The 25,469-nt window shown below is 52.1% G+C and carries 20 protein-coding genes; 13 read left to right on the plus strand and 7 right to left on the minus strand.

Going from position 1 to position 25,469, the window contains the following annotated elements; translation table 11 throughout:
- Positions 1-276 precede the first annotated feature (276 nt).
- Positions 277-1,329, plus strand: coding sequence for a ParB/RepB/Spo0J family partition protein (locus ACFMKP_RS09520; protein ID WP_382291281.1), 1,053 nt, complete (start codon positions 277-279; stop codon positions 1,327-1,329).
- Between the two features lie 517 nt (positions 1,330-1,846).
- Here ACFMKP_RS09520 and ACFMKP_RS09525 read toward each other — a convergent pair.
- Both ACFMKP_RS09525 and ACFMKP_RS09530 read right to left on the minus strand, forming a co-directional pair.
- Positions 1,847-3,676, minus strand: a complete 1,830-nt coding sequence (locus ACFMKP_RS09525) for a phosphoenolpyruvate carboxykinase (GTP) (RefSeq protein ID WP_382291283.1) — start codon at positions 3,674-3,676, stop codon at positions 1,847-1,849.
- A gap of 519 nt (positions 3,677-4,195) precedes the next feature.
- Positions 4,196-4,792 carry a hypothetical protein gene (locus ACFMKP_RS09530; protein ID WP_382291286.1) on the minus strand — a complete coding sequence of 199 codons (597 nt, stop codon included), beginning with the start codon at positions 4,790-4,792 and terminating at the stop codon, positions 4,196-4,198.
- A 485-nt stretch (positions 4,793-5,277) separates the two neighbouring features.
- On the opposite strand from ACFMKP_RS09530, the gene ACFMKP_RS09535 reads away from it, so the two are divergent.
- The 4 genes from ACFMKP_RS09535 (at position 5,278) to ACFMKP_RS09550 (ending at position 10,473) form a co-directional block, all read left to right on the plus strand.
- Positions 5,278-6,006 carry an RNA methyltransferase gene (locus tag ACFMKP_RS09535; RefSeq protein ID WP_382291288.1) on the plus strand — a complete coding sequence of 243 codons (729 nt, stop codon included), beginning with the start codon at positions 5,278-5,280 and terminating at the stop codon, positions 6,004-6,006.
- 146 nt (positions 6,007-6,152) lie between these two features.
- A complete protein-coding gene (locus ACFMKP_RS09540; RefSeq protein WP_382291290.1) occupies positions 6,153-8,060 on the plus strand; it encodes a GAF domain-containing protein in 1,908 nt (635 codons plus the stop codon).
- Between the two features lie 6 nt (positions 8,061-8,066).
- Positions 8,067-9,017: a glycosyltransferase gene (locus tag ACFMKP_RS09545; protein ID WP_382291292.1), complete on the plus strand. Its 951-nt coding sequence runs from the start codon at positions 8,067-8,069 to the stop codon at positions 9,015-9,017.
- Positions 9,018-9,252: 235 nt separating this feature from the next.
- Positions 9,253-10,473: a hypothetical protein gene (locus tag ACFMKP_RS09550; RefSeq protein ID WP_382291294.1), complete on the plus strand. Its 1,221-nt coding sequence runs from the start codon at positions 9,253-9,255 to the stop codon at positions 10,471-10,473.
- 216 nt (positions 10,474-10,689) lie between these two features.
- Here the strand turns inward: ACFMKP_RS09550 and ACFMKP_RS09555 are convergent, their stop codons facing one another.
- Positions 10,690-10,908 (minus strand): hypothetical protein, encoded by a 219-nt coding sequence (locus ACFMKP_RS09555; protein WP_204757425.1) that lies wholly within the window; start codon positions 10,906-10,908, stop codon positions 10,690-10,692.
- A gap of 124 nt (positions 10,909-11,032) precedes the next feature.
- Here ACFMKP_RS09555 and ACFMKP_RS09560 point away from each other — a divergent pair, with 124 nt between their 5' ends.
- The 4 genes from ACFMKP_RS09560 to ACFMKP_RS09575 all read left to right on the plus strand — a co-directional run bounded on the left by ACFMKP_RS09560 (position 11,033) and on the right by ACFMKP_RS09575 (position 16,964).
- The gene (locus tag ACFMKP_RS09560) at positions 11,033-11,851 is read left to right on the plus strand and encodes a DUF4230 domain-containing protein (RefSeq protein WP_382291296.1); all 819 of its coding nucleotides are present in this window, start codon (positions 11,033-11,035) and stop codon (positions 11,849-11,851) included.
- A 29-nt stretch (positions 11,852-11,880) separates the two neighbouring features.
- Positions 11,881-13,353, plus strand: coding sequence for a GTPase Era (gene era / locus ACFMKP_RS09565; RefSeq protein ID WP_382291298.1), 1,473 nt, complete (start codon positions 11,881-11,883; stop codon positions 13,351-13,353).
- A 114-nt stretch (positions 13,354-13,467) separates the two neighbouring features.
- Complete coding sequence (locus ACFMKP_RS09570; RefSeq protein ID WP_382291300.1) at positions 13,468-16,341, plus strand: formylglycine-generating enzyme family protein; 2,874 nt, start codon at positions 13,468-13,470, stop codon at positions 16,339-16,341.
- A gap of 8 nt (positions 16,342-16,349) precedes the next feature.
- A complete protein-coding gene (locus ACFMKP_RS09575) occupies positions 16,350-16,964 on the plus strand; it encodes a hypothetical protein (protein ID WP_382291301.1) in 615 nt (204 codons plus the stop codon).
- A gap of 664 nt (positions 16,965-17,628) precedes the next feature.
- On the opposite strand, the gene ACFMKP_RS09580 is transcribed toward ACFMKP_RS09575, so the two are convergent.
- The 4 genes from ACFMKP_RS09580 to ACFMKP_RS09595 form a co-directional block, all read right to left on the minus strand.
- Positions 17,629-18,345: a Nif3-like dinuclear metal center hexameric protein gene (locus tag ACFMKP_RS09580; protein WP_054534533.1), complete on the minus strand. Its 717-nt coding sequence runs from the start codon at positions 18,343-18,345 to the stop codon at positions 17,629-17,631.
- A gap of 74 nt (positions 18,346-18,419) precedes the next feature.
- On the minus strand, positions 18,420-18,779 hold the full coding sequence (locus tag ACFMKP_RS09585) for a Trm112 family protein (RefSeq protein ID WP_204757431.1): 360 nt from the start codon (positions 18,777-18,779) through the stop codon (positions 18,420-18,422).
- Positions 18,776-19,447, minus strand: a complete 672-nt coding sequence (locus ACFMKP_RS09590) for a phosphoribosylanthranilate isomerase (RefSeq protein WP_382291304.1) — start codon at positions 19,445-19,447, stop codon at positions 18,776-18,778. Before ACFMKP_RS09590 ends, ACFMKP_RS09585 begins: the two co-directional genes overlap by 4 nt.
- 2 nt (positions 19,448-19,449) lie before the next feature.
- A complete protein-coding gene (locus tag ACFMKP_RS09595) occupies positions 19,450-21,753 on the minus strand; it encodes an NYN domain-containing protein (RefSeq protein ID WP_382291306.1) in 2,304 nt (767 codons plus the stop codon).
- Positions 21,754-22,272: 519 nt separating this feature from the next.
- Here ACFMKP_RS09595 and ACFMKP_RS09600 point away from each other — a divergent pair.
- From ACFMKP_RS09600 to ACFMKP_RS09615, 4 genes are all read left to right on the plus strand, one after another.
- Complete coding sequence (locus ACFMKP_RS09600) at positions 22,273-23,205, plus strand: decaprenyl-phosphate phosphoribosyltransferase (protein ID WP_382291308.1); 933 nt, start codon at positions 22,273-22,275, stop codon at positions 23,203-23,205.
- Between the two features lie 9 nt (positions 23,206-23,214).
- A complete protein-coding gene (locus tag ACFMKP_RS09605) occupies positions 23,215-23,679 on the plus strand; it encodes an ABA4-like family protein (RefSeq protein ID WP_382291310.1) in 465 nt (154 codons plus the stop codon).
- Positions 23,676-24,182, plus strand: a complete 507-nt coding sequence (locus tag ACFMKP_RS09610) for an acyl-CoA thioesterase (protein WP_382291312.1) — start codon at positions 23,676-23,678, stop codon at positions 24,180-24,182. Before ACFMKP_RS09605 ends, ACFMKP_RS09610 begins: the two co-directional genes overlap by 4 nt.
- Before the next feature lie 64 nt (positions 24,183-24,246).
- Entirely contained in the window at positions 24,247-25,227 is a 981-nt protein-coding gene (locus ACFMKP_RS09615) for an NAD(P)H-quinone oxidoreductase (RefSeq protein WP_382291314.1), read from the plus strand.
- Positions 25,228-25,469 lie beyond the last annotated feature (242 nt).

Below are 25,469 nucleotides of genomic sequence, written 5' to 3' on the forward strand. Positions count from 1 at the left end.
CGCGGGGTGGCCGGCTCGGGACGGCTATCCCCTAACACTTAATTACTACCCATTCCCCAACCTGTCCGCCCTTAAACCCGTCCAACGGGAGAGGGGCTTTAACTCCATGGTTCTTCAGCAATTTGTCAGTAAAAACGGATGCTCCCCCTCGCCCGCGTTTTCGTGGGAGAGGGGGCTGGGGGGTGAGGGAATCTCTCAACCAAATTCAGCAGCGATTAACCAGAATAGGTGTGCTATAATCACGGTGTTTAGCCAAATCAAATGAGGCTCCAACCTATGCAATTACTCTACTTAAACCTAAATCAATTAGAAGCCGATCCAACTGGCATTCGCCAAGATCAGGGCGATATTGCCGCGCTCGCAGCGACGATTAGCGAACAAGGTCTGTTACAACCATTGGGCGTAATTGGCATTGGCGGCGATCGCTATCGGGTGGTCTATGGCGGACGACGATTGGCGGCAATTACCTCGTTGGGCTACGAACGGGTGCCCTGCATCAAGCTTGATCTGCAAGAATCCGACCGCCTAACCCAGCAATTGGCCGAAAACGTCGCCCGCTTGGATCTCAATGATTTAGAAAAAGCTGTGGCCTTCAAACGCCTGCGCGATCAACTAAGCGAAGTTGGCGTAAACGGCGACCTCGATGAAGAAGTTGGCAAGCGGGTTGGCTTGGTTGGCCGCTCAGTGCGCCGCTATTTGAGCCTGCTCGATTTGCCCGAAGAAGTGCAAAGCTTGCTACGCAATGGCGATTTGAATGTAACTCAAGCCCAGCATATTCGGCGCTTGCCCAACGAACGCCGCCAAGTTGAGTTAGCCCGTTATGCCGCCGATGAAGGCATGTCGGCAGCCCAAATTAGTGGCTTGGCCGCCTATTTGACCGCCAACCCAGAGCTTTCGGTTGAAGCAGCACTCGATGCCTTGGAAGGTGGTTTGGAGCTGCGCACCGAACGGATTGGCGAAGTTGAGCAAAGCGGCGGGCGCTTGAGCCGTGGCTCAACCGAAAGCGTTGGCCTCGACGACAACGATTCAGATATTTGGGATGATGAGGACGATCGCATTCAACAAGAGCACGATCAATTTTTCGCCGTGGTTGAAGAAGCAGAAGCCAAGAAAAATAAATCGCGCGTGTTCCGTATTCGCTCGCTCGACCAGATGGTCGATGAAACCGACCGCATTTCGCGCGCAGTTCACGAGGGCGATTTCAGCAAGTGGCTCGAAAGCGATGAAAACGCGCCCTTCAAAGTGCGGCTGGTGCTCAAACAGATCGAAACTCTGAGCAAAGCCCTGCGCAACACTCTGCAAAACCAAGGCTGGACAGACGAAGAGTAAGCCGAAGGATGAAGTATGAGGGATGAAGGATGAAGAGCGAGGATTTAGGGATCAGGATTCAGGAGCCAGGTTTAACGCAGAGGCGCAGAACGTTGAGAAGGATGAAGAGCGAGGAGTAGTCGCTAGGTGTAATGGTTTATTGCCTTAACAACGGTTTTCCCCCTCACCCCTAACCTGCTCGCAGGCGAGGGGGAACCACAAGACCATTGCTCCCCTCGCCCGCGTTCAGTGGGAGAGGGGCTGGGGGTGAGGGCATGCCAGCAGAGGCGCAGAGAACCGAAGGATGAGGGATGAATTATGAAGGCTATCGGGCAGCAGAAACTGAATCCAAAAAATCTGTGCTCATCTGTGGCCAAAAACTTAACCTTCGCGATCTTTGCGGTTCCCATCCTTCGTGCTCTTCGCAGTTGCTGACCCCTAGAACCTGACAACTGACCCCTTACTCATAACAAAGGCGGCTACAAGTTTGCTTGCAACCGCCTTTGACGATTAAGGATTATGGCTGATCAAGCCAACGCTACTCAAACGCTTCCCAGTGTTCTGGCGACCGCCACAAGCTCGAAAGAATCAGCTCGCGAATCGAGAGAAATTCTTTGGGCATGCGGTCGTAAAGTTTGATGAACAATTCTTCGTGCGAAAGAATTTCCTTATTCCAATCGTCGCGATCAACCGACATTAGCTCATGGAATTGTTCTTCGCTAAAGTTGAGGCCACTCCAATCCAAATCTTGGTAGCGTGGCATCCAGCCAATTGGGCTTTCGATCGCGACTGCATGGCCGTGAGCGCGCTCGACCACCCACTTGAGCACCCGCATATTTTCACCAAAGCCTGGCCACAGGAACTTGCCATTTTTATCCTTGCGGAACCAGTTGACACTGAAGATCCGTGGTGGATTGGGAATTGTGCGGCCAAACTGCAACCAGTGGTTGAAGTAATCGGCCATATGGTAGCCCACAAATGGAAGCATTGCCATGGGGTCGCGGCGCACTTCGCCAACTGCCGACATTGCTGCTGCTGTGGTTTCCGAACCCATCGTTGCTGCTTGATACACCCCATACGTCCAGTTGAACGCTTGGTAAACCAATGGCATCAAGGTGCTACGGCGGCCACCAAAGATAAAGGCTTCAATCGGCACACCTTGGGGATCTTCCCAAGCTGGGTCGATACTTGGGCACTGGCTGGCTGGAGCCGTAAAGCGCGCATTAGCGTGAGCTGCTTTGCGGCCACAATCTGGTGTCCATTCTTGGCCCGTCCAGTCGATAGCCTTGGCAGGTGGAGTTTTGGTCATGCCTTCCCACCAAATATCGCCATCTGGCGTGAGCGCTACGTTGGTAAAGATCGTATTTTTGCTCAAGGCCGCCATCGCATTTGGATTCGTTTCCTCGGATGTGCCAGGTGCTACGCCAAAATAGCCACTTTCTGGATTGATTGCATACAGTTTGCCATCTTTGCCAGGCTTGATCCAAGCAATGTCATCGCCAACCGTGGTCACTTTCCAGCCATCCATTGCGGTTGGCGGAATCAACATTGCAAAGTTGGTTTTGCCACAAGCGCTTGGGAAGGCCGCAGCCACATAGGTTTTTTCACCAACAGGCGATTCGACACCCAGCACCAACATATGTTCGGCCAACCAACCTTCATCGCGAGCCATGTTCGAGGCAATCCGCAGCGCGAAGCATTTCTTGCCAAGCAAAGCATTGCCGCCATAGCCACTACCATACGACCAAATCGAGCGTTCTTCAGGGAAGTGCACGATATATTTTTCTTTTTCGTTACACGGCCACGAAACATCAGCTTGGCCTGGTTCGAGTGGCGCACCAACCGAGTGCAAACAAGGAATAAAGTGGCCATTATCGCCCAGCACAGCATAGACATCGCTGCTCATGCGGGTCATAATTTTCATATTGACCACAACATAGGGCGAGTCAGTCAATTCGACCCCAATGTGAGCGATTGGCGATCCAAGTGGTCCCATGCTGAATGGCACGACATACATGGTGCGCCCACGCATTGAGCCATCAAACAAACCGGTCAGTTTTTCCTTCATCTCCTTGGGCTGCATCCAATTATTGGTTGGGCCGGCATCGCCTTTGCTCAAACTACAAATATAGGTGCGATCTTCGACCCGAGCCACGTCGGAAGGATTAGAGCGAGCCAAAAAGCTATTGGGGCGTTTTTCGGGATTCAATGGAATAAACGTTCCAGACTCAACCAAGCGCCCACACATCAAAGCATATTCTTCGTCAGAACCATCACACCAATACACATCGTCGGGCTTGCACAAGGCAACCATTTCTGCGACCCAACGTTTGAGTTCTTCATTGCGTACATAGGCTGGTGCGTTCATAATACTGATTCCTCCAATGCTTCGCGATGTCGGGTTATTTGTAGCCCCTGCACGCCATCGCGAACCTGTCTATAGAATACCAGCCAGCCCTGAAACTTAAGGAAAAACTTCACAACCTAAGACAGAGGGATGACAACAAACGATAAAATTATGAAGGATGAGGGATGAAGGATGAACAATCTACGAAGCACGCGAAGATCGCGAAGCACGAATTTTTAGCCACAGATTCCCACAGATTTCCCTAATTATGCTTCCCATAGCTCATAGCCTACAGCCGATAGCCTCATCCCTCTGCGCCTCTGCGTTAAAAATCTGATCCACGAAGGACACCAAGGCCACGAAGGGTTGAAACCGCGAAGGACGCGAAGATCGCGAAGCACGAATTTTTAGCCACAGATTGCCACAGATTAACCAACATTGAGGCTCTAGGCTATGGGTTATAGGTTTTTGCCTTCTGCCTTTTGATTTTTGATTTTAGCTCTGTTCTTCATCCCTCATCCCTCATACTTCATCCTTAAATTAGGGCGTTGCGGTTGGCGTTAAGCTCGGAAGCACGGTTCCGAGTGGGTCAAGCCACTGGCGCGTTTCGAGGTTGAACAGGAGATGGGTCGTATTGGTATACACATCCACGATTGGATAATTAACTGTATGGATTTTGATTGATCCTATGCGTTGGGGAGTGTCATAGGCTGCAAGCCCATCGTTGTAAACGAGAATTCTACCCTGTTGTGGATCAATATTCTGTGTGCCAGCCTGAACAGCGACATTTCTACGTTCGCTAATCCAACAATTGCTAGGTATAAAATTACGCCACAGCTCACAAGAATTAGATAGTTCATCTGGGTAGATAGTTGGTGTTGGAGGAAACGTGACGATTGGACGCGGTGTTGGTGATAAGGAAAGCTCGGTTGCGATACTAATAGCCACCTGGGTATCAAACACAAATTTTTTCGCCAAGGTCGGGCTGGGGACAAGAGCAGTAGCGGTATGGACGACAGCTATCTGGCCACTTTGACTTGCTGGTTGCACTGCTGGCTGGTTGTTGGTTCGGCCACAGGCGGCGAGGATGAGCAACAATCCAACACTCAGGTTGATCGTTCGCTGAAGGCTACGCATCAAAAGCTCCACACACTCTCTGAAAAAGGCTTTGCTCGCCATCATTGCATAGGTGAATGCATTGTCTCAATGATAAGCAACTGAAAGTTGTCTGAGGTTATCGATGTTGATCCACGAAGAGCACAAAGCTTGGGCTATTGGCTATTGGCTATTGGCTATCGAAACAATTGTTGCCATTTCAAAAAATCTCCGATAGCCCAGAGCCATCAGCCATACTTGCTCTGCGCCTCTGCGTTAATTCATTGATCCATAGGATACGAAGGGTTGAAACCGCGAAGAGCGCGAAGGACGCGAAGCACGATTGTTTAGCCACGAATTCCACGAATTACACGAAGCTTTTTTCGCCACAGATTCCACAGATTATTATTCCCATAGCCAAGAGCCACATCCCCACGCGCTTTATGCTCTATGCTCTATGTTCTATGTTCTTCATCCTTCTATTTCGGTGCTATCATAGCAAACGGCTTTGTTTCAGAGGATTTGCCGTGAGTTCAACGATTTTTTCCAATGTGATAACGGTTTTGCACGAGCCTCAGCGCGAGGTCAATATTGGCTCGACAGTGCGGGCCTTGCTCAACACTGGCTTTCAACGCTTGCGCTTAGTTCAGCCAGTTTCCTACTCAATCGAACGGCTCGATGACATGGCGCATCGCAGCAGCCCGTTGGTCGAGCAAATCGAAACTTTTGCCAGCCTTGGCGAGGCCTTAGCCACTATTCCGTATGTGGTGGGCTTTAGTGGCCGCGCTCGTGGCGAACGACGCGCCGTCAGTTTGCCCGAATTCGCCCCAACTTTAGCCGCATTGGCGGCGAGCGCACCGCTAGCCTTGGTGTTTGGCCGTGAAGATCGCGGGCTAGATAACGCAGCGCTTGAGCAATGCAGCCAATTAATCAGCATTCCGGTCGATCCTAGCTATCCATCGTTGAACTTGGCCGATGCTGTGCTGTTGGCGTTGTACACGTTGCGCGGCTTGGCAACCTCAGCCGAAGCCTTGCCCAAGGTTGAATTAGCCGACCAAGCAGCCCACGATCGCTTGCTCAATTTGCTTGATCAATTGTTGAGCCAGCTGAAATTCTCGCGGACTGCTGGCCAACAAGCGAGTGCCGTGCGCACGGTGCGCGATTTGCTAGCTCGCGCAACCCCAAGCCCCAGCGAAATAGCCCTCGTTACCGCGATGTGCCGCAAAATGCTAGCAGCCTTGCAAAATAATGAATGATTGCTAGGTTCCCTCACCCCAACCCCTCTCCCACTGAACGCGGGCGAGGGGCTTTTCATTCTGTTGTAATCTGGTGTTTTCTTGCAAAAAGCCGACAATTGCTCTACACTCATTCGGCACGACGACTGCAATGAGGCACGCTGGTTATGATCGATACAGACGCTCCAAATGCGGCAATTCTCGCGATTTTGCAAAATGATAATGCTGTGGCTCAAGCCCAGGAGCTGCGAGCGTTTGGCGCAACGTGGCAAAGCCAAAACGCTGATCCTCAAATGTTGACCAAACTTGGCATCGATGCCGCTACCCAAGCTCGGCTTGATCCCAGTGCGGTGGTAACTGATTTGCTGCTTGGCTATGCTGCCGCCCGCGAGGAACAGCGCACCCGCCATTGGCAAAACCACTTGATGCGCCGCGTGCAACAGCTCGATGGCTTGCATCGAATTATTAGCGCCGCCAACTCAACCCTTGATATTGATGCCTCGCTGCAAACTGTGGTCGATACGGTTAGCGATGTGATGCGGGTCGATGTTTGTTCGATTTATCTTTTCGATCAGCATCGGCGCATGCTGCGTTTGGTCGCAACTCGTGGGCTGAATCCCAAGGCGATTGGCACGGTTGAGGTTGAAATTGGGGTCGGCGTAACTGGTTGGGCTGGCGAATTAGGCAAGCCGGTGGCGATTTTCGATGTGCGCAACGAGCCGCGCTACCAGCTTGAACCGCTGCTCGAAGAATGGCATTTCCGCTCGCTGCTAGCAGTTCCCGTGATTTTATTTGCCAGCGAGCGCCACCATATCGAAACCCTGCAAGGCGTGATCACAGTGCAGAATCGCGATCCGCATGAGTTTTCGCAAGAGCAAACCTCATATCTCGAAGTGGTGGCGGGTGAAATTGCACTCTCAATTGCCAATGCGCAAATGTATCAACAAACTGATGCCCGTTTGCACCAAAAAATTCGTGAATTAACCACCTTGCAGCGCGTAACGGCGGCCTTGGCTTCAACCTTGGATGTTGATAATCTGCTGCATTTGATTGTTGAGCAAGCTGTTAAAATCGCTGATGTTGATCGCACCGATATTTTCCAAGTGCGACCAAATAATAAAGTTAAAATGTTGGCTTCGTATGGCCCTGGCCGCACTTCCGGCGTAGAAGATATGATTGTGCAAGTAATTCGTGAGCATCGGGCGATTGCCGTGCCCAATGCCTACACCGACGAGCGTTGGTCGGGCGTGCAGGCAATTGCCTATCGCGAGGGCTTTCACTCGTTGTTTGCGCTGCCGATGCGCACTGGCAATCGAATTATTGGGGCCTTGTGTTTTTATAGTTATGCGCCGCGTCACATCGAATACGAACAAGTTCAATTGCTCACCACGTTTGCCGATGAAGGCGCAATTGCAATCGAAAATGCCCGCTTGTATGAAGAAACTCAGCGCAATCTGACGATCAAATCGACCTTGCTGCAAGAGATTCATCATCGCGTGCGCAACAATTTGCAAACGATCTCGGCCTTGTTGCAAATGCAAGCCCGCCGTTTGAACACCGAAACTGAGGGTCGGCAGGCGCTTGATGATAGTGTGCGCCGCATCCATGCGATTGCTGCTGTGCATAATTTGCTCAGCCACGATGGCGAAGGCCAAACCACCGTCCAAGATATTGCCAAGCAAATTGCCGAAAATATTCAGATGAGCTTGCCAACCGAAACTCCAGTCGAATTTTTGATCACTGGCGATTCGGTGTTGGTCAATGCGCGGGCAGCAACGGTGTTGGCGATTGTCATCAATGAATTAGTGCATAATGCGCTTGATCACGGCCTGAGCGCCGAAGGCGGCATCATCGGCATCGATGGCTGGCTCGAAGCTGAACACGCGTGGGTGCAAGTCCGTGACGATGGCCCGACCAGACCAGAGCCAGTTAAACGCCGCGTCAGCACTGGGCTGGGGCTTGGCATTATCGAAACCTTGGTCAACACCGACCTTGGTGGCAGCTTTGAATTCAAACGCGAAGCCGAATGGACTCGCGCACTGATTAAATTTAGCCCTGATGAATTAGATGATTGAGCCAGCATGACCCAACTATCGCTCATTTGCACCGTCAAAAACGAAGCCGATACTATTGCCGCTTTGCTTGATTCGATGTTGGCCCAAAGCCGCCAGCCCGATGAAATTGTGGTCAACGATTGTGGCTCGACCGATGCCACTGCGGCAATTGTGCAAAGCTATATCGATCGCGGCGCAGCAATTCGGCTCGTCCATGGCGGGTTTAATATCTCTTCTGGCCGTAATAATGCGATTATGCATGCCCAAGGCCACTTGATTGCCTCCACCGATGCGGGCTTAGCGCTCGATCGCGAATGGCTCGAACGGATTGTCGCGCCGCTCGAAGCAGATCAAGCAGATTTAGTGGCGGGCTTTTATCAAGCAGCGCCGCGCAGCGACCTCGAAACCGCAATTGGCGCAACCAACTATCCACTAGCCGCAGAAGTTGATCCCAGTCGATTTTTGGCGGCTGGTCAATCGGTGGCGTTTCGCAAAGTTGTGTGGGAAACAGTTGGCGGCTATCCTGAATGGCTCGACCACTGCGAAGATTTAGTGTTTGATCAAGCGGCTACTGCGGCGGGGTTTCGCAGCACAACGGTGCTTGATGCAGTTGTACATTTTCAGCCGCGCTCAAGTTTTCGCGCCCTCTTTCGCCAATATTTCTTCTATGCCCGCGGCGATGGCGTTGCTAACCTCTGGCCATTGCGCCAGGCAATTCGTTATGCAACCTATTTTGGTTTGTTGCTGTTGCTCCGTAACCTATTACAACGCCCATGGCTTGGCGTTTTATTGGGCCTCGGCCTTGCTGGCTACACCCGCAAACCCTATCGCCGCTTGTGGCGAGCAACCAAAGGCTGGGCATTCGCCCGTCGGCTCAAAACCCTCAGTTTACCGCCAATGATTCGCGTGGTTGGCGATGTCGCCAAAATGGTTGGCTATCCTGTTGGGTGGCTGGTGCGGCTGCGTAAATTCAAATAATCGGGGTTGTAATCTTCCCTCACCCCAACCCGCTCCTGTGACGTGGACAAGGGGCTTTAATCTGGTGGTTCTCTCCCAATTCCATGGTAAAAACGGATGCTCCCTCTCGCCCGCGTTTTCGTGGGAGAGGGAACGTTTCCAATCACTAAAACCCAACAAATGGCTGATTGACAAGCCCTAAGTACCTTTGATAGCATCGGATTCTCTGGATTCTAGAAGATATAGGAGTGATGTGATGCGTTATCGTCGAGGGTTGGCTTGGTTATTGTTGGGTTTGGTGGGCTGTAGTAGCGCCACTAGCCCGACCAGCCAACCACAACCAAGCGCCAATGTGATTGTCGCCGAGCCAAGCGCAATTCCTGCCGCAACCAGTGCCCCAACGGTTGCCGCCACCCTGCAACCAAGCCCAACCGTGAGCAGCCAATTATTGCCTCAGCCGTTGTATGCGCTCTCGTCGCAACCAAATGGCGTGCAGATTGTGCGCCTCGAAACCGATGGCAAAACACTTACGCCAATTACCAGCGAGCAAAATGGGGTCTTCGATTATCAGATCAGCAACCTCGGCCAAATTGCCTACATCGCCAACAACGATTTAATTTTGGTCGATGCGCTGGGCCAAAATCGCGAGATATTGGTCGATGGACCAACCATCGACCCCCAAGCAGATACCAATGTCTTTCATCGTGATCAGCTCAATACGCCGCGCTGGTCGCCCGATGGCAGTTCGATTGCCTTTAGTTGGGGCGGTTTGCAAGTGCTCAATCTGATTGATCGTAAGCAAACTATGCTTCAACCGCACACCAGCAACACAGATGCAGCCTTGGCCGATATTTATGATTATTCGGTGTTGTATGGGCCAAATAGTTGGTCGCCTGATGGCAGCAAAATTTTGGCTGCGGCAGGGTTTGTGCCCGAGGGTGGCAATTTAGTTTTGTTTGATTTGGCTACATCTGCGCCCCTAACGATTACCATCAATGGCAATTATCCATGTTGTCATGTGAGCTGGGAGCCAGATGGCAGCGCAATCAACGTCACGAACGAGGTTTTTGGCATGTTCCCAACTGGTTGGTGGCATATCAACCCCAGCACAGGCGAGGCCAAAGCCATGATCGATGGCGATAATGTTGCACCATTCCAGCCAGTTTCGAGCGTCTTTATGCAACCCGATGACAGTCATTTGGCCTTTGTTGGCACGGTCGATAGCAATGATCCGATGGAAATTTCGGCTCCACTAACCCTCAGCCGAATTGGCTTGGATGGGAGCATCACGCCATTGCGCCAAGATAGCCAAACCGTTGGCAGCGTCTTATGGTCGCCTGATGGCAGCGGCGCAGTCATCATCCCATCAATCATGGCTGAAACGCAATTGCAATGGGTTCCCAGCAATGGCAGCGCGATCGCCGATTTGGCACTAAGCGGGGCTAATATGCAATGGGCGATTGCGCTCGATCAATAGTTAAATTCCCTCACCCCAACCCCTCGCCCGCGTTCAGTGGGAGCGGGGGCTGCTTACAAGGGTAGGTAATAAGATCCCCTCACCCCAACCCCTCTCCCGTGGCGCGGGCGAGGGGCTTTAACGCGCTGGTTCTCCCGCAATTCCTTGGCGAAACATGGTTGGCTCCCCCTCGCCCGCGTTCAGTGGGAGAGGGGGCTGGGGGGTGAGGGAACAACCCTAATCATCCTCACGTCGCTCGTTTGGATTTGGCTCATCGAGTGGGAGGGGCGCAACCTGCAAGCCATCGCGATCGACATATAGCGGTGGCGTTGGCATCACCCCATTTTCAAAGGCTGGGTTTGGTGCAACCGGCGGCACAACTGTAGCGTCGGATGCTTGATCGCCAACATAGGTACGCTCAAATTCATCAGCATCTTTAAATAATTGGTCGCTCATACAAACTCCTAACACAAATATCATCGCCCTACGCCCTAGGCTATAGCAGAAAATGCACCACGCCAGCATTTTTCGGCTATACTACCAAGTACCTATGATTGAGCTTCGCCAAAGGAGGCTCCAAATGTACCGGCAACGGAATTCTGGCTGTATAAGTAGTTTGTTTTTTCTGCTCATCGGAGCACTTGGAATTATGGTTGTGCTTTCGATAACTGGCCTTTTTGACCCAATTGGCGTGTGGTTTAACAAGCCACAAACCGTCAACAATGCCCAAGGCCCAGCGATTGTGCAGCAATTACGTGCTCGTAACGAGTGGATCACCTTTTCATATCAGGCCGATCAAGTGATTGAGGCCCGTAACGAAGGCAACTTCTTCCAAGAGTTGCTGTATGGCGACCGGATTTTGCTGCAAGCACGCGGCGAGGTCGGGCTTGGCATTGATATGAGCGAATTGCGCGATGATCAAATTGAGATCGACGGCAAATCGATTAAAATTACCTTGCCACCAACTCGGATCATCTACTCGCGCTTAGATAATGAAGCAACGCGAGTCTATGACCGCGAACGTGGTTGGCTCAGTCGGGGTGATGTCAATTTAGAAAGTAATGCTCGCAGTTTCGCTGAACAATCAATTATTCAGAGTGCTTGTGAAAACGGCGTGCTTGATCGCGCTGCAATCGAGGCCCAAAAAAATGTCAGCGATTTATTGTATTCGCTCGACTATACCAATGTGACAGTGAATGTGAGCAAAGTTGGCGATTGTGCTGGCAGCGCCAATCAACCGGCTCCCCAACAGCCCAATGCGCTTGAGCCAACCGCGCCAGCCAGTGTCCCGACCAATAGCACCGCCCAACCAAGCGTTGCGCCCCAACCAAACCTTGCGCCAACGCCAACCAGCAGCGGCGGTAGTCTTTCCGGAACTGCGGTTCCAATTAACCCTTAAAGTGATTAACACTAGAATTTGATGGAGCTATGTTAGAACTTACTTTTGATGCTGATGCACGGGCTTTATATGCCTACTTTACCGATATTAACGAAGGCGATGACGCGAGCCAGCTGGAAATTCCAGGGGTCTTTTTATTAGATGCCGCTGGGCAGATCGTTGGCGTGCAGTTGCAATTGGCTTCAGCACCGAAAAAAAGCTTTTTGCAATATGCCCAAGGCTTCGAAGAGCTACACTACAACGAAGAGAATCGCCAATTAACCCTGAGCTTCGGCCAGCACGAAGTCGTCACCAGCGAGGAACTGCCCTACGAGGCGATTGTTGATCTCGATCGCAAAGGCCGCGCCTTGGGCATCGAAATCCAGGCGATGATTGAGTTTGGCATCAACGATCGGCTTGAAGCGCTGAACCCATGGTTGGTTGCTTTCGACGAAGATGGCGACGCTGAGTTCGACGACGACGATGAATCTGACGACGAGCAACCAGAAGTCAAGGCTGCGCCACAGGCCGCTGCCGAGGTTGACGACGAGGACGAAGATGGGCCGGTTGTGCATCAACTGCCAGTCAAACTCAACCCAAATTTACCCAAGCCCTTGCTGCCAACCGATCATGAAGTCCACAGTGGGTTCGTGGCCTTGGTCGGCAAGCCCAACGTCGGCAAATCGACCTTGTTGAATGCCTATCTTGGCCAAAAAGTCTCGATTGTTTCGCCGAAACCGCAAACAACGCGCGTGCCAGTGCGTGGCATTCTCAACGGCCCCGATGCCCAGATTATTTTCGTCGACACGCCAGGGATTCACAAACCACGGCATAAGCTTGGCAATTTTATGGTCGATGTGGCCAAAAAGGCAGTGCCAAACGCCGATGTGATCTGCTTTATGGTCGATATTACTGTGCCACCCAACCGCATGGATCGCGAAATTGCCCAAATGGTTTTGCTTTCGCGCAAGCCCCATATTTTGGTGCTCAACAAAGTCGATGCCACTGACGAGGCCGATAAGCATTTGCAAGAATATCGCGACCTTGCGCCATGGGAAATGGAAGTTGCCGTTTCGGCCCGCGATAAGCTTGGCATGGAAACCTTGCTCGAAGAAATCGTCAAGCGCTTGCCCGTTGGCCATCGCCTCTACCCAGAAGATCAACTTTCCGATGTTTCCGAGCGCACCTTGGTCGCCGAGATGATTCGCGAAAAGGTTATGCTCAACACCGAGGAAGAAATTCCGCACTCGGTCGCGGTCGAAGTTGAAGAATGGGAAGATCGCGGCAAGGTGATTTACATTCGTGCCAACATTTCAGTCGAAAAAGATTCGCAAAAAGGCATCATCATTGGGGCCGGTGGCTCGATGCTACGCAAAATTGGCGCAACTTCACGCTTTGAAATCGAGCGCTCAATTGGTCGCCAAATCTATCTCGATCTGTGGATCAAGGTACGTGAAAATTGGCGACAAAAGCCCAATGAGCTGCGATGGCTCGGCTATGACGTAAAGTACTATAGGGATTAACCCCAATAGGCTAACCCTTTATGGACAAATGGCAGGGGATACGCATCCCCTGCCTTAGTGATTTTATGCCATACTACAGTGTGTGGTATTTTTTTGTAATCCATGAGGCGGCCTATGCACGATGTTGAGCGAATCCGTCAGAAAATTATCAACCTCCAAGCCCGCCGCGCCCAAGAGAATGACCAAGATCTGATCGAAGCCCTCGATCAAATGATTGGCCAACATCAACAGCAACTCAGCCAGCTCGCCCAACAAGCCGCCGTCGTTGCCGAAACGCCAGCCCCTGCTGCAACTCAAGGCCAAATCTATGGTTCCAGCGTTATGACCAACCTTGGTCATGTTTGGATAAATCAGGTTTTTAATGCACCGCTGAGCACTGGCGAACGCACCGATCAATTAATTTTGCACTATTTGGCCCATATTCAGGGCAACGCCGATCGCTTGGTGCTGGGAACCGATGTGCAGGATAGCGATCAGGAGCGCATGTCGTTGCAGCGAGTTTTTACCATGCTGCAAGCTGATTTTTATGGGCCTATTGCTGGCGATGCCTTGTTGCAATCGTTGCTCTTGGGCAGCCCGCAGCCGCGTCCGCAACTGCAAGATTCAATTCTCAAGGCGCTGAACCAAATTCAACACCAAAAAGCTGTGATTTTGGGCGTGCCAGGCGGCGGCAAAACCACCGTGGTTTCGTATTTAGCCTCTGCCCAAGCGGCAGCCTTGCTCGATCCAGCCAAAGCTGAGTTTTTGCATAGCCAAGGTTGGATGCATACCAAACTTGTGCCAGTGCGCGTGCGGCTCAAACATGTGCAACCGCCAGCCAACCCAGAGCAACAAACCGCCGACGCATTTTGGGAAGTTGTGACCGAGCTGCAATTGGCTGGACGCTTCGGCCAGCGTTCGATCAACAGCGATGTTGGTTTTCAGCGCGTCGAGATCGAGCGCCAACAACGCCTGCAAGATGCAATTGAAGAATTGTTGATCAACGGCAATGGCTTGCTGCTGCTCGATGGCCTTGATGAAGTGCAGCCCGAACATCTGGCCGCAGTCAAGCGCTGCATCGAACATGCTCAGCGTATGTTTCACAAAAGCAGGATTATCGTTACCTGTCGGGTTTTTGATTATGAACACCCGCTGCCGCCGCCGTTTCCCTCGCGCCAGCTCTACGATTGGCCAACAATTCAATTGATGCCGTTTGATCTGACGGCGCAGCACGTCTATATCACCAATTACTATAGCGAATTGGGCCGCTTGCATGCCTCGCACGCCGATATTGTGAGCATTCGCAAAAAACACGCCAAACTGCACGCCGAATTGATGAAATCGGGGATGTTACATGAACTGACCCGCACGCCCTTGTTGCTGGCGTTGACCGTCCATGTCAATATGGTGCATACCGATTTACCGGAGAGCGAAGGCAAATTATTGCACATTTGTATCGACGAATTGCTCAAACGCCGCGCGCCCGAAGCAATTGCCGTTTCGCTCGAAGATCTGTACGATTTGGTGGCCTTGTTGGGCTATTATGCCCATAGCCAAGAGGAAATTCAGGGCAAAGCCTTGCTCAGCTTGCAGCAAATTAACACCGTCGTGCAGCGCTATTACAGCGATCGCTACCCGCATCCTAATCAAATTCATATGCTCTCGCAGGCAGTGGGCAATGCAACCTTGCGGCTGATCAATAGCAATGGCTTGTTGCAAGAAGCCAGTAACAATCAACAAGATAATCCGCATTATGATTTTGCCCATCGCTTGTTTCAGCAATTTTTGGCTGGCATGTATTTGCTCAATCAAGAGCGCCACGATGAATGTATCGAACGCTCTGGCAGTGAGCATTGGCGGGTTTGCCTGCATTACATGGCCAATTTTGCGCCCTACATTCAAAAGCAAAGCTTTATTTTTGGGGTCATTCAAGATTTGCTTGGTGGCATGCCCGACGAACAGGTGCAAGGCTCGCATTTGCTCTTGGCGATTGGCAAGCCCAAAGTTGCCAGCGCAGGGCGACGCAATCTCTGGCAACAAGCGATTAATCATCTCAAAAATATTGGCGGCCTGAGCGGCAGCAGTCGCGGTGTGCGGCGTTGGGCACCACCACGAATTGCCTTCCCAACCCGTATGCGTGCGGCCATGGTGTTGGGCGCAATTGGCGATACGCGCTTTATCGGCGAAGATGGAGCCTTGATTGCGCTCACCGAGCGGGTTGTCTGCATTAATCCAGGCAGCGTGGAGATTGATGATCCGCATGCGCGGCCCCAAACTTACAGCGTTGAGCGTTTTTGGATGAGCCGCTATTTGCTGACCAACCTTGAATATAGCCAATTTATCGCGGCCCGTGGCTACTTGGATGATCAATGGTGGCAACACGATGATGCCCGCCACTGGCGACGCGGCGACCCTTCGTGGTTGCATGGGTTGCCGCCATGGGCCGCGCCACGGCGCTTGCCCGATTTATGGCATAACGAACGCTTTAATAACCCAACTCAGCCAATCGTCGGCATCAATTGGTATGAAGCCAATGCCTTTTGTGCTTGGCTGACCCAACAACTGCGGCCCCAACTCGATGCGCTTGGCCAAAATTTAGTGGTACGCTTGCCAAGCGAGGCCGAATGGCAACTAGCGGCCAGCCAACAGAGCAACCGTGAATATCCATGGGGCGATGAATGGCGCAACGATCATGCCAACACCAGCGAAAGCGATCTTGAGCAACCAACGCCGGTTGGCATGTTTCCCTATGGCACGTGGAGCGATGGCCCAATGGATTTAGCGGGCAATGTGTGCGAATGGACAAATAGCGTTAATCGCGACCCTGAGCTTGACCCGCAAATAACCCGCAATCGGCGCTTGCAACATCGCGATTTGGTAGTGGCGGTGCGTGGTGGCTCGTGGTTTCATAATCGCTATTTTGCCCGTTGCCGTTCGCGGCTGCATCATCGCCCATTTAGCCATGGCCCCAACATTGGCGTGCGCTTAATTATTGGCCACGCAGAATAAGGAGCTTTATGATGCAACTTTCGATGTTAGAGCAAATGAGCACCCAAAGCTTATACGATTTACGCGAACAGCACCGCAAAAATTTGAATATTTTGGCGCAGCAGGCAGGCCAATGGGGTGCTGGCAGCGTACCGCCCGAAACCCAAGCCCAAATTAGCCAAACCCAAGCCATGCTCGAACAAATTAATTTGGTACTTGGGCAGCGCGGGCATAGCAACCAAAGCGATCCAGCCCGTGGAGCCTCGTTGCAGGCTGTGCTTGAACATTATCGCCAGCAAGCGCCAGTCCAGAATACGGGCACGGTCAATCTCAATAACAGCTCTGTTTACGGCGTGGTAACGGGAGTCAATACGGGCACGATTACGGTCAATCAACACACAGGCCAAACAGCTTCAAGCCTGCAACAAGCAGCTCAGCTGATCCAACATTTGTTGCCCATGGCCCGCAGCCAACGCAGCCCGTTTCGCCATGCCCTGAGCGATGCAGAATTAACTATCGGTGATGCGCTGAGTGCGCAGCGTAATGGCAATGATCCCCAGCCATTGATTCAGCAGGCTCGCGCTGATTTACAAGCGTTTGGCGACTATCCAGAGATTCAGCAAGTATTGGGGTTGTTGCGGTAGTAGTTGGGGATCGGGGGCTGGGGGTTGGGGGCTGAGGCTGGGGATCGGGGATTAGGGATCAGGAGTTTAACGCAGAGGCGCAGAGCCACGAAAGTATGAAGGATGAGGGATGAAGGATGAAATCAAAAGGCAGAAGGCAAAAGCTTTTTTAACCACGAAGAGCACGAAGACATAGGGTTATGGGCTGTTGCCTGTTGGCTATCGGAACATGATTCGGGCAATTCGTGACATTCGTGGCTAAAAATGTTCATGGCTTTTGGCTATGTGTACTTGTGCATTGGCTTGGCAACCGTGTTCCCTCACCCCCCAGCCCCTCTCCCACTGAACGCGGGCGAGGGGAGCGCTTGTGTTTTCGACTAAGAACAATAGGATTAGATGGAAACCAATTATTACCCCACTGGACGCGGGCGAGGGGGAGCACGCATTTGTACCACGCCGTGCGGCAGAACCACGGCATTAAAGCCCCTCGCCCGCCACGTGGGAGAGGGGTTGGGGTGAGGGGATCTTCACAACCTATCCTTGTAAGGATCGGGGGTCAGGGGCTAGGAATCGGATACGGGTGTAATTCCCAACATCTTTGACAGCCCACTCATGCTTCCGATAGCCAAAAGCCTATAGCCTTGTCCTTCGCGATACCCGATCCCCAACAACCGATCCCCAATTACTACTGACCCCGATCTTCGAAGATGGCGGTGCGCACACCAGCCCAGCGTTCGCGGATCATGCCTGCGAGGGTGCGCAAACCCCAGTGTTCAGCGCGTTTGATGCCGGTGCTAAATGCAGCGATATTATTGGCGCGGCAGCTTGCTTGGGACGATTCACGCAAAATTGGCGTGAGGAAGGCTTGAGCGCCGCGATTGGCGGCCTCTTGCACGAGCGTTGGCGTAATTTGATTAACAATCGCTACCTTACGGATCGACTGCACGTTATTTTCCCAAACCTCATCAACCCCGCCATACATATCCATCACCAAGCGTCGCCATTCGGCAGGCGTTACAGGTTTAGGCAAATCGCCGACCATGCCTAAGGGACGGCCACTTTTATCGGCCATGGGCGAGCGCCCGCGCAACCCCAAGACCTCGGCCAAACGTGGCACAAAGCCAATCGTTAAGCGTTCGTCAAAGGGTGCGCCTGCATATAACACCCCACGAGTTGGTGGCACGGTATCACGATCGAGTTGTTGTGGGCGATGCAAAAAGATCGCATCGAGATCTTCGTGTTCGAGCCACGATGGCAAGGTTGGCCATGGATCGAGCGCAAAGCCCATGCGGCGAATTGGCCGCACCGACGAAATATAGATCGTACCCCGTTCTTCACTTGGAAAGTACTCGGTCTCTAGAATGGTTTGCAAGAAGGTAGAAAGTTCAGCGAGGTTTGGCATGATGCAGACTCCAAGTAACAACAAAAGGAAGCCCGGAGGGCTTCCCTTCCGTAATAGGGTTCCACGCTGGAAAATTAGGCCCGAATCAGGCTGGTATCTTTGTGCTTTTCGCCTTCATCGATCAACATAATTGGAATCCCATCTTCAATTGGGTAGCGGTAGCCATTCCGTGGATTGAGCAACCATTCTTTGCCATTGGCATCGCTGTACAATTCAACTGGCTTTTTATCGACTGGGCAAGCCAAAATTTCCAGCAACTCTGGGCTAATTGAACGTTTGGTGTTACCTGCGCTGACGGCAGTGGTGTTTGAAGCCAAATTGCTGACCGGAGCCAACTCAAATGCTTGATCAGCCTTATATTGTTTATAAACCCGATAAACCAAGGCCCCTGCACCAGCGATGATACCGAAGCGCAACAATTTACCAAATTTCATGCATTCCTCCTAGCAACACGCAGCGCATTCAAGGCTTGCTGCGCGATTTTCACAAATTGAATTATTTTGTTGAGATCTTTGTTTCCAGCGGTTTCGATGCCGCTGCTCACATCAACGCCCCATGGTTCAACTGCTTGAATCGCTTGGGCGACATTGGTTGGTTCAAGCCCACCAGCGAGCAATAATGGCGTTGTTTGAGCCAATCGCCGCGCTGCTTGCCAATCAGCTAATACACCAGCCCCACCGTATGAGCCTGGCACATGGGCATCGACCACCAAGCGAATTCGCTGCTGGTCTTGGGCTATATCATACCATGCTTGCTCGCTGTTTTTATTGCTTAAACGCACAGCTTTCAGCAATGGCAGCTCAATGTGCTCGCTGATGGCAATTGGTTCATCGCCGCTCAGCTGCACCACATCGAGGCCAACTGCTTGAGCAATTGCTTGAATTTCACTTGCAGGCGCATTAGCAAATACGCCGACCAACCGACAATCAGTTGCGGTCGCGCGCACTGCTTGGGCAATTTCCTGCGCTAAACTCACCTCAATTTGGCGTTTGCTGGGCGCAAAGATCATGCCAATCAGGTCTGCGCCTGCCGAAGCCGCTGTAACAGCGGCCTCGACACTACGCACACCACAGATTTTAATCGCCTGCTGCGGCCAACTCACGCTTACTCTCCGCTTTCGCTGGGCGTAACTTTTTTGCGGCGACGGGGCTTGGCTGGATCCGCAGGAGCTGGTGCTTCAGCAACTGGCTCAGCTTTTTTGCGACGAGTGGTTTTCTTAGGTTTTTCTTCGACAACTTCGGCAGTCTCAGCAGCTTTGCGCTTGCCACCACGTTTTTTGGGCTTTTCAGCCACTGGCTCGGCCGCAGCTTCAACTACTGGCTCAGCCACGACTTCGGCCACAGGCTCGCTGATGACTTCGCCAACCGGCTCGGCCACAGCTTCAACCACTGGCTCGGCAACTGGCTCAGCCTGGTTATTGGCGGCAATTGCTTCGGCCACACTCAGCGGCACAATCGACTTGCGGCGGCGGCTTGGCTTACGTGGCTTGATTGCTGCATTGGTCGCAGCGCCCACGGGAACTTCATAATCGATTGGCTCAGCAAACGAATAATCTGCATCGTTATCGGGCAATGGCTGCTCTTCAAAGCTTTCGGGCAAGGCCACTTCGTCGATTGGCGCAGTGTAATCGTCGTCAATCGCAATTGCTTGACCACCAATCATCGCTGGCAACAAGCGTGGCTCTTCGTCAACCAAATCGGGCAAGCTTGGGCCATCATCGAAGGCGGTATGTTCGCTTGGCTCAAAGCTTGAGCCAGCGGCATCATGCTGTTCTGGGTTGAGCACAAGCCGATAGTGGGCTTTGGCTCCGCGATTTGAGCGTTGCACTTTGCCTTCATTAATCGCCTGCTTGATCAATTCCTTCAAGGCATTATTGGTCAATTCAAGTTCTGCGGTATTGCGCATTTCACGCAAATCGTTAAAGATGTCGGCAAACGGCACAGGCTCGCTGTAAACACCCATCACTTGATAGAACAATTGCCATTCGCGCTCGCCAAAGCTAAAGCCTTCGGGTAACGCGGGAACCAAGACCGTTTCGCCCAGTTCATCGGGCACAATATCGGCGGTTGGTTGCTCGCTACGACTGCTGCCACGGCGGCGACGGCGGCGGCCATTGCGATCGCCACGATCGCTGCTTGCAGTTGCATCTTCGCCTTCGCCTAATTCCATTGGCTCGTCGGCAATGCCAATCGTTTCGATTGTAATTGGCGCAATTGCTTCTGCTTGCAATTCAAGCTCTTGTTCAAGCTCGCGTTCTGCTTCAACTGAAGGCAGATCTTCGGCAAACTGCGAGAGCTTGTAGGGATCTTCATCGGGCAAGAACACTTCGTTGACCGTGCCACTGGTGAAGATCTGAATCTTGCCGAGGCGTTCGGCTTCGCGCACAAAATCGGTAAATTTGGTGAATGGTTTGCCCTGAGCGTCGCGATAGCGGCTTTCCTTGAAGTTGGGCATCAACTCTTTCATCAAGACTTTAAGCGAGCCAAACGAGGTGACATAGCCGCGTTTGCGGGCTAAGTGCAAGGCCTCGACCAACTTATCGTAGATCGCTGCATCGGGGTTGGTTGGGGTAGTGGCCACGACTGGCGTAATGCTCGGCGCTGGGCGAACGACAATTTCGGCTGGTTTTTCAACTGGCTTTTCAGTGCGTGGCTCTGGTTTTTCAGCCCGCGAATCAAGCCGCTCGAAATGTGGTTCGCTGTGTTTTTCTGGGCGTTCGCTGCGATCGCGGCGGCGTTCATCGCGGCCATTGCGCTCGCTGCGCTCACCACGGTCGCTACGTTCGTTGCGCTCGCTGCGGTCGCCACGTTCTGCGCGGTCGTTGCGCTCAACCCGTTCTGGGCGCTCAACGCGCTCGAAGGTTTTTTCGCTGCGATCGTGGCGTTCGTTGCGGCGGCCACCCATTGGGCGAATATCGACAATTTGCTCGTAGAACAAAAATTCATCGGCGCTTTGGGCAAGGTGGCTCGAAGCAGCGCCGCCAATCCCAACGATAATCACATCTTTGCCTTCTTGGCGCACACAGTTGACCAAAGCGATAAAATCGCGGTCGCCGGTGATAAAAATATAGGCTCCGATGTTGGTGCGGGTGTAAAGCGTGCGCATGGCATCGATACACATGTGCATATCAACACTATTTTTGATGGGACGGCCCATGCGGCCTTCGTCCTTATCATAATAGTAGGTTGGCACATACATCGGCTCAATATTATTGGCAAATAAGGCGCTAGTAATGCGTGGGTAACGATACCAATCGGCGTAAGCGCGGGCTACAACAACACGGCCATAGTCTTCGCAGCGTTCCATCAAGGCTTCGAAATTGGGGGTAGCGTCGAACTTCTCGCGAACTGAAACATAAATGTTCTCGAAGTCGATAAAAACCGCAACATCCTGCTTGGGTTTGTTCATAGGGATTCCAATGTGCTCCTGGGTAGTTCTTTGTTTCTTGGCATGCCATTAAATTTCTGGCGAGTGATCGAGTACGGTCACCCATTACCGCTTAAAACTACCAACAATTAGACAAATACAATTTGATATGTGACGACATCAAACCAGTTGGAATGATGTATTGCGTGGGCGGCATCGCCTCTCATGGGATACTCAACGCGGCTAGTATACCATATCATCGCTGTCTGTATAGCCCTGAATTTGTGCACAAGGGGTCAGGGGCTAGGAGTCAGGGGTCAGGGGCTAGGCTATTGGTTATAGACTATTGGCTATAGGATGACAAATCAGGATCATAGCAACATATCCGCCGCTAGTTCATAGCCTGAAGCGCTTAGCCTTCGTAGGCGGTTGGGTTAAAGCCTAGCCCCTGATGCCTGAATCCTGGCCCCTACTGACGTTTGACGCACATGCAATGGGTAGGTAGAATGATCACTGCTAGGCGAAAGTGATTCGTCAGGCTCAAGGAGTAGAGTAATTTGTATGCAACAGCCCTATAAAATAGCTCAACCGAAACTCTCAAAAATGCCCAAATATCTGTTTTTGACGATGCGGCCCAAACAGTGGGTCAAGAATATTTTTGTGTTTGCAGGCTTAATTTTTGCCAATGATATGCTCTTGACCAACCCCCAGAGCTTATTACGGGTGCTCGCAACCTTTGGCCTGTGGTGTTTAATCGCTAGCTCAATTTATCTCATCAACGATTTGGTCGATATTGAAAAAGATCGCGATCATCCCAAAAAGCGCTATCGCCCGCTGGCAAGTGGCCATCTTGCGCCAAGCAGCGCAATTATCGCAACCCTCATTTTTCTGGGCATTGGCTTGCCTTTGGCTTGGATGCTGAGCCGTGGCGTAGCAATTATTCTGGCCGTTTACGTGGTGATGCAATTGGCCTATTCGTTTCGGCTCAAGCATGTGGTGATTCTCGATGTGTTTATCATTGCCGCAGGCTTTGTCTTTCGCACAGTTTCGGGCGCGGTAGTGCTGCGCATCGATATTTCGCCATGGTTGTTGATTTGTACTGGGCTGTTGTCGCTGTTTCTGGCGCTGGCCAAACGCCGCCACGAGTTGGTTTTGCTCGAAAGTGGTGCTGGCAGCCATCGCCGTGTGCTCGAAGAATATTCAACCGAGCTGCTGCAAGAAATGATTTCGCTGATTACCGCCAGCACCTTGATTGCCTATATTTTGTATACACTTAACCCAACCAATCCTCATGTGCCGACCAGTCCTTTTCCATTAATGTTGATCACCGTGCCATTTGTCATTTATGGTATTTTCCGCTACCTCTATTTGGTCTACAAAAAAGATGAAGGCGGTAGCCCAGAAGAATTGTTGCTTAAAGATTTGCCAATGTTAGCCGATATTGTGCTTTGGGGCATAACGGTTGTGGCAATTATGTATATCTTTCGCCAATAGGAGTTGGTTATGCAAACACCTCGTTCACCGTGGTTGGATCGCCTGTTTAGCCTTGCAAACCTCGCGGTTATCCCAGGTTGGCTATTGATGATCGGCGCACCACGTTCACGCTGGACACAACGGGTGATCAACGATGATCGCTTTTTTATTGGGATGGGCGGTCTCTACGCAGCCATGTTGGGTGGCGCACTGGCTGAAAACGATGGCAAAGGCTTCAATTTCAGCGCGATGCTCAATCCAACCCTCGATTCGATTGGCAAATTGTTTCAAGAAGGCGGCCCCAAGGGCACATTTGCTGGCTGGACGCATTATTTAATCTTTGATTTCTTCGTTGGGCGGGCGATTTTGCGCGATGCTCAAGAGAAAAATATTCCCCATTGGCTGATTGTGCCAGCCTTGATTTGCACATTAATGAGCGGGCCATTGGGCTTGGCCTATTATCAAGTGCTGTTGCGCTTGCGAGGTGCAGCGTGAACGAACGCCCAATTCGGCGCACGCCGCTGATTCGTATGTCGGATATTGTGCTACCCGGCCAGACCAATAACCATGGCACGATGTTTGGTGGTGAAGTCTTGGCGATGATGGACCGCGCGGCAGCGATTGCCGCGATTCGCTTTTGCCGCCAACAAGTCGTCACCGCTTCGACCGAACGAATCGATTTTCGCACGCCGATTCATCATGGCGATTTGGTTGATATGCTGGCCAAAGTGATTTACACCGGCACGACTTCGCTGATTGTACGGATCGATGCCTGGGCCGAAGACCCAATTTCTGGCGAACGGCGCTGGTGTACGACCGGCTTTTATTCGATGGTTTCGGTGGGCATTGATGGCCGACCGACTGCGATCCCGCGTTTGTTGGTCGAAACCGCAACCGAACAAGCCGATTGGGAGCATGGTGCGAAGATCAAAGCCTTAATTAGCGAACGGCTCAAAGCCAACGATGCGCCGATTCCCGCTGATCCGCTGACGTTATAAATTGAAATTCTGCTAACGTGTTGGGCTAAATGCTCAACACGTTTTTTGATCGATGAGGTGAATTATGCAAGCGATTGTGTTTGATCAAGCTGGCGATGCTGAGGTTTTGAAATTGGCCGAAGTTGCCGATTTGCAGCCGCAGGCTGGCGAATTGTTGATTCGGGTGCATGCTACCGCCGTCAACCGCGCCGATATTTTGCAGCGCCGTGGGATGTATCCAGCGCCAGCGGGAGCCTCGGAAATTTTAGGTTTAGAAATTGCTGGCGAAGTGATTGGCCATGGCGCAGGAGTTACAGCGCCAGCGCTGGGCACGCGAATTTGTGCCTTATTACCAGGTGGCGGCTATGCCCAACAAGTGGTGATTCCGGCAGAATTGGCAATGCCAATTCCCGCTAATTTGAACTACGAACAAGCAGCTGCTATTCCCGAAGTCTGGATGACGGCTTATGACAACTTGTTTAACTGGGGTCGTTTGAGCGCTGGTGAACGCTTATTGGTGCATGGCGGCAGCTCAGGCATTGGCACGGCAGCGATTCAACTGGCAGGTTGGCGCGGTGCTGAAGTGATCATCACTGCTGGCTCGGAGCAAAAAATTGAGCGTTGCCGCGAGTTGGGTGCGCTTGCAGGCATCAATTATCGCACTGAAGACTGGCCCGAGCGCCTGCAAGAACTGACCAATCAACAAGGCGTTGACGTAGTGTTGGATATGCTAGGAGCCAGCTATTTCAACGATAACTTGGCCAGTTTGCGGGTTGGCGGGCGTTTGGTGATTATTGCAACCATGGGCGGGGCGCAAACCGAGCTTGATCTGCGCACGTTGATGCTCAAACGCTTGACGGTGTGTGGCACGACCTTGCGCGCACGCCCGGTTGCCGCCAAAGCTGCGCTGACCCAGCAAATGCTTCAGGATGTATTGCCCCGTTTTGCAGATGGCACATTTGAGCCAGTAATTGAAGCGGTCTTTGATTTGGCCGATGCTAGCGCTGCCCATCGTTTGCTAGAATCGAGCCAGCACGTGGGCAAAATTGTGCTGCGAGTGGGCTAGGAGAACAGAGAGCATAGAACAGAGAGCATAGAACAGAGAGCATAGAACATAGTTTGATCCACAAAGGGCACGAATGACGGAAACCGCGAAGACCACGAAGAGCGCGAAGAAGGGTTTAACGCAGAGGCGCAGAGAGAACCAGGCTATGGGCTTTTGACTATGGAGATTCTTGAGTTACTACCCATGTTCCGATAGCCTATAGCCATCAGCCAAAAGCCATCGTTCCTCTGCGCCTCTGCGCC

The organism is Herpetosiphon sp. NSE202 (genome assembly GCF_042688385.1).
Lineage (GTDB): Bacteria > Chloroflexota > Chloroflexia > Chloroflexales > Herpetosiphonaceae > Herpetosiphon.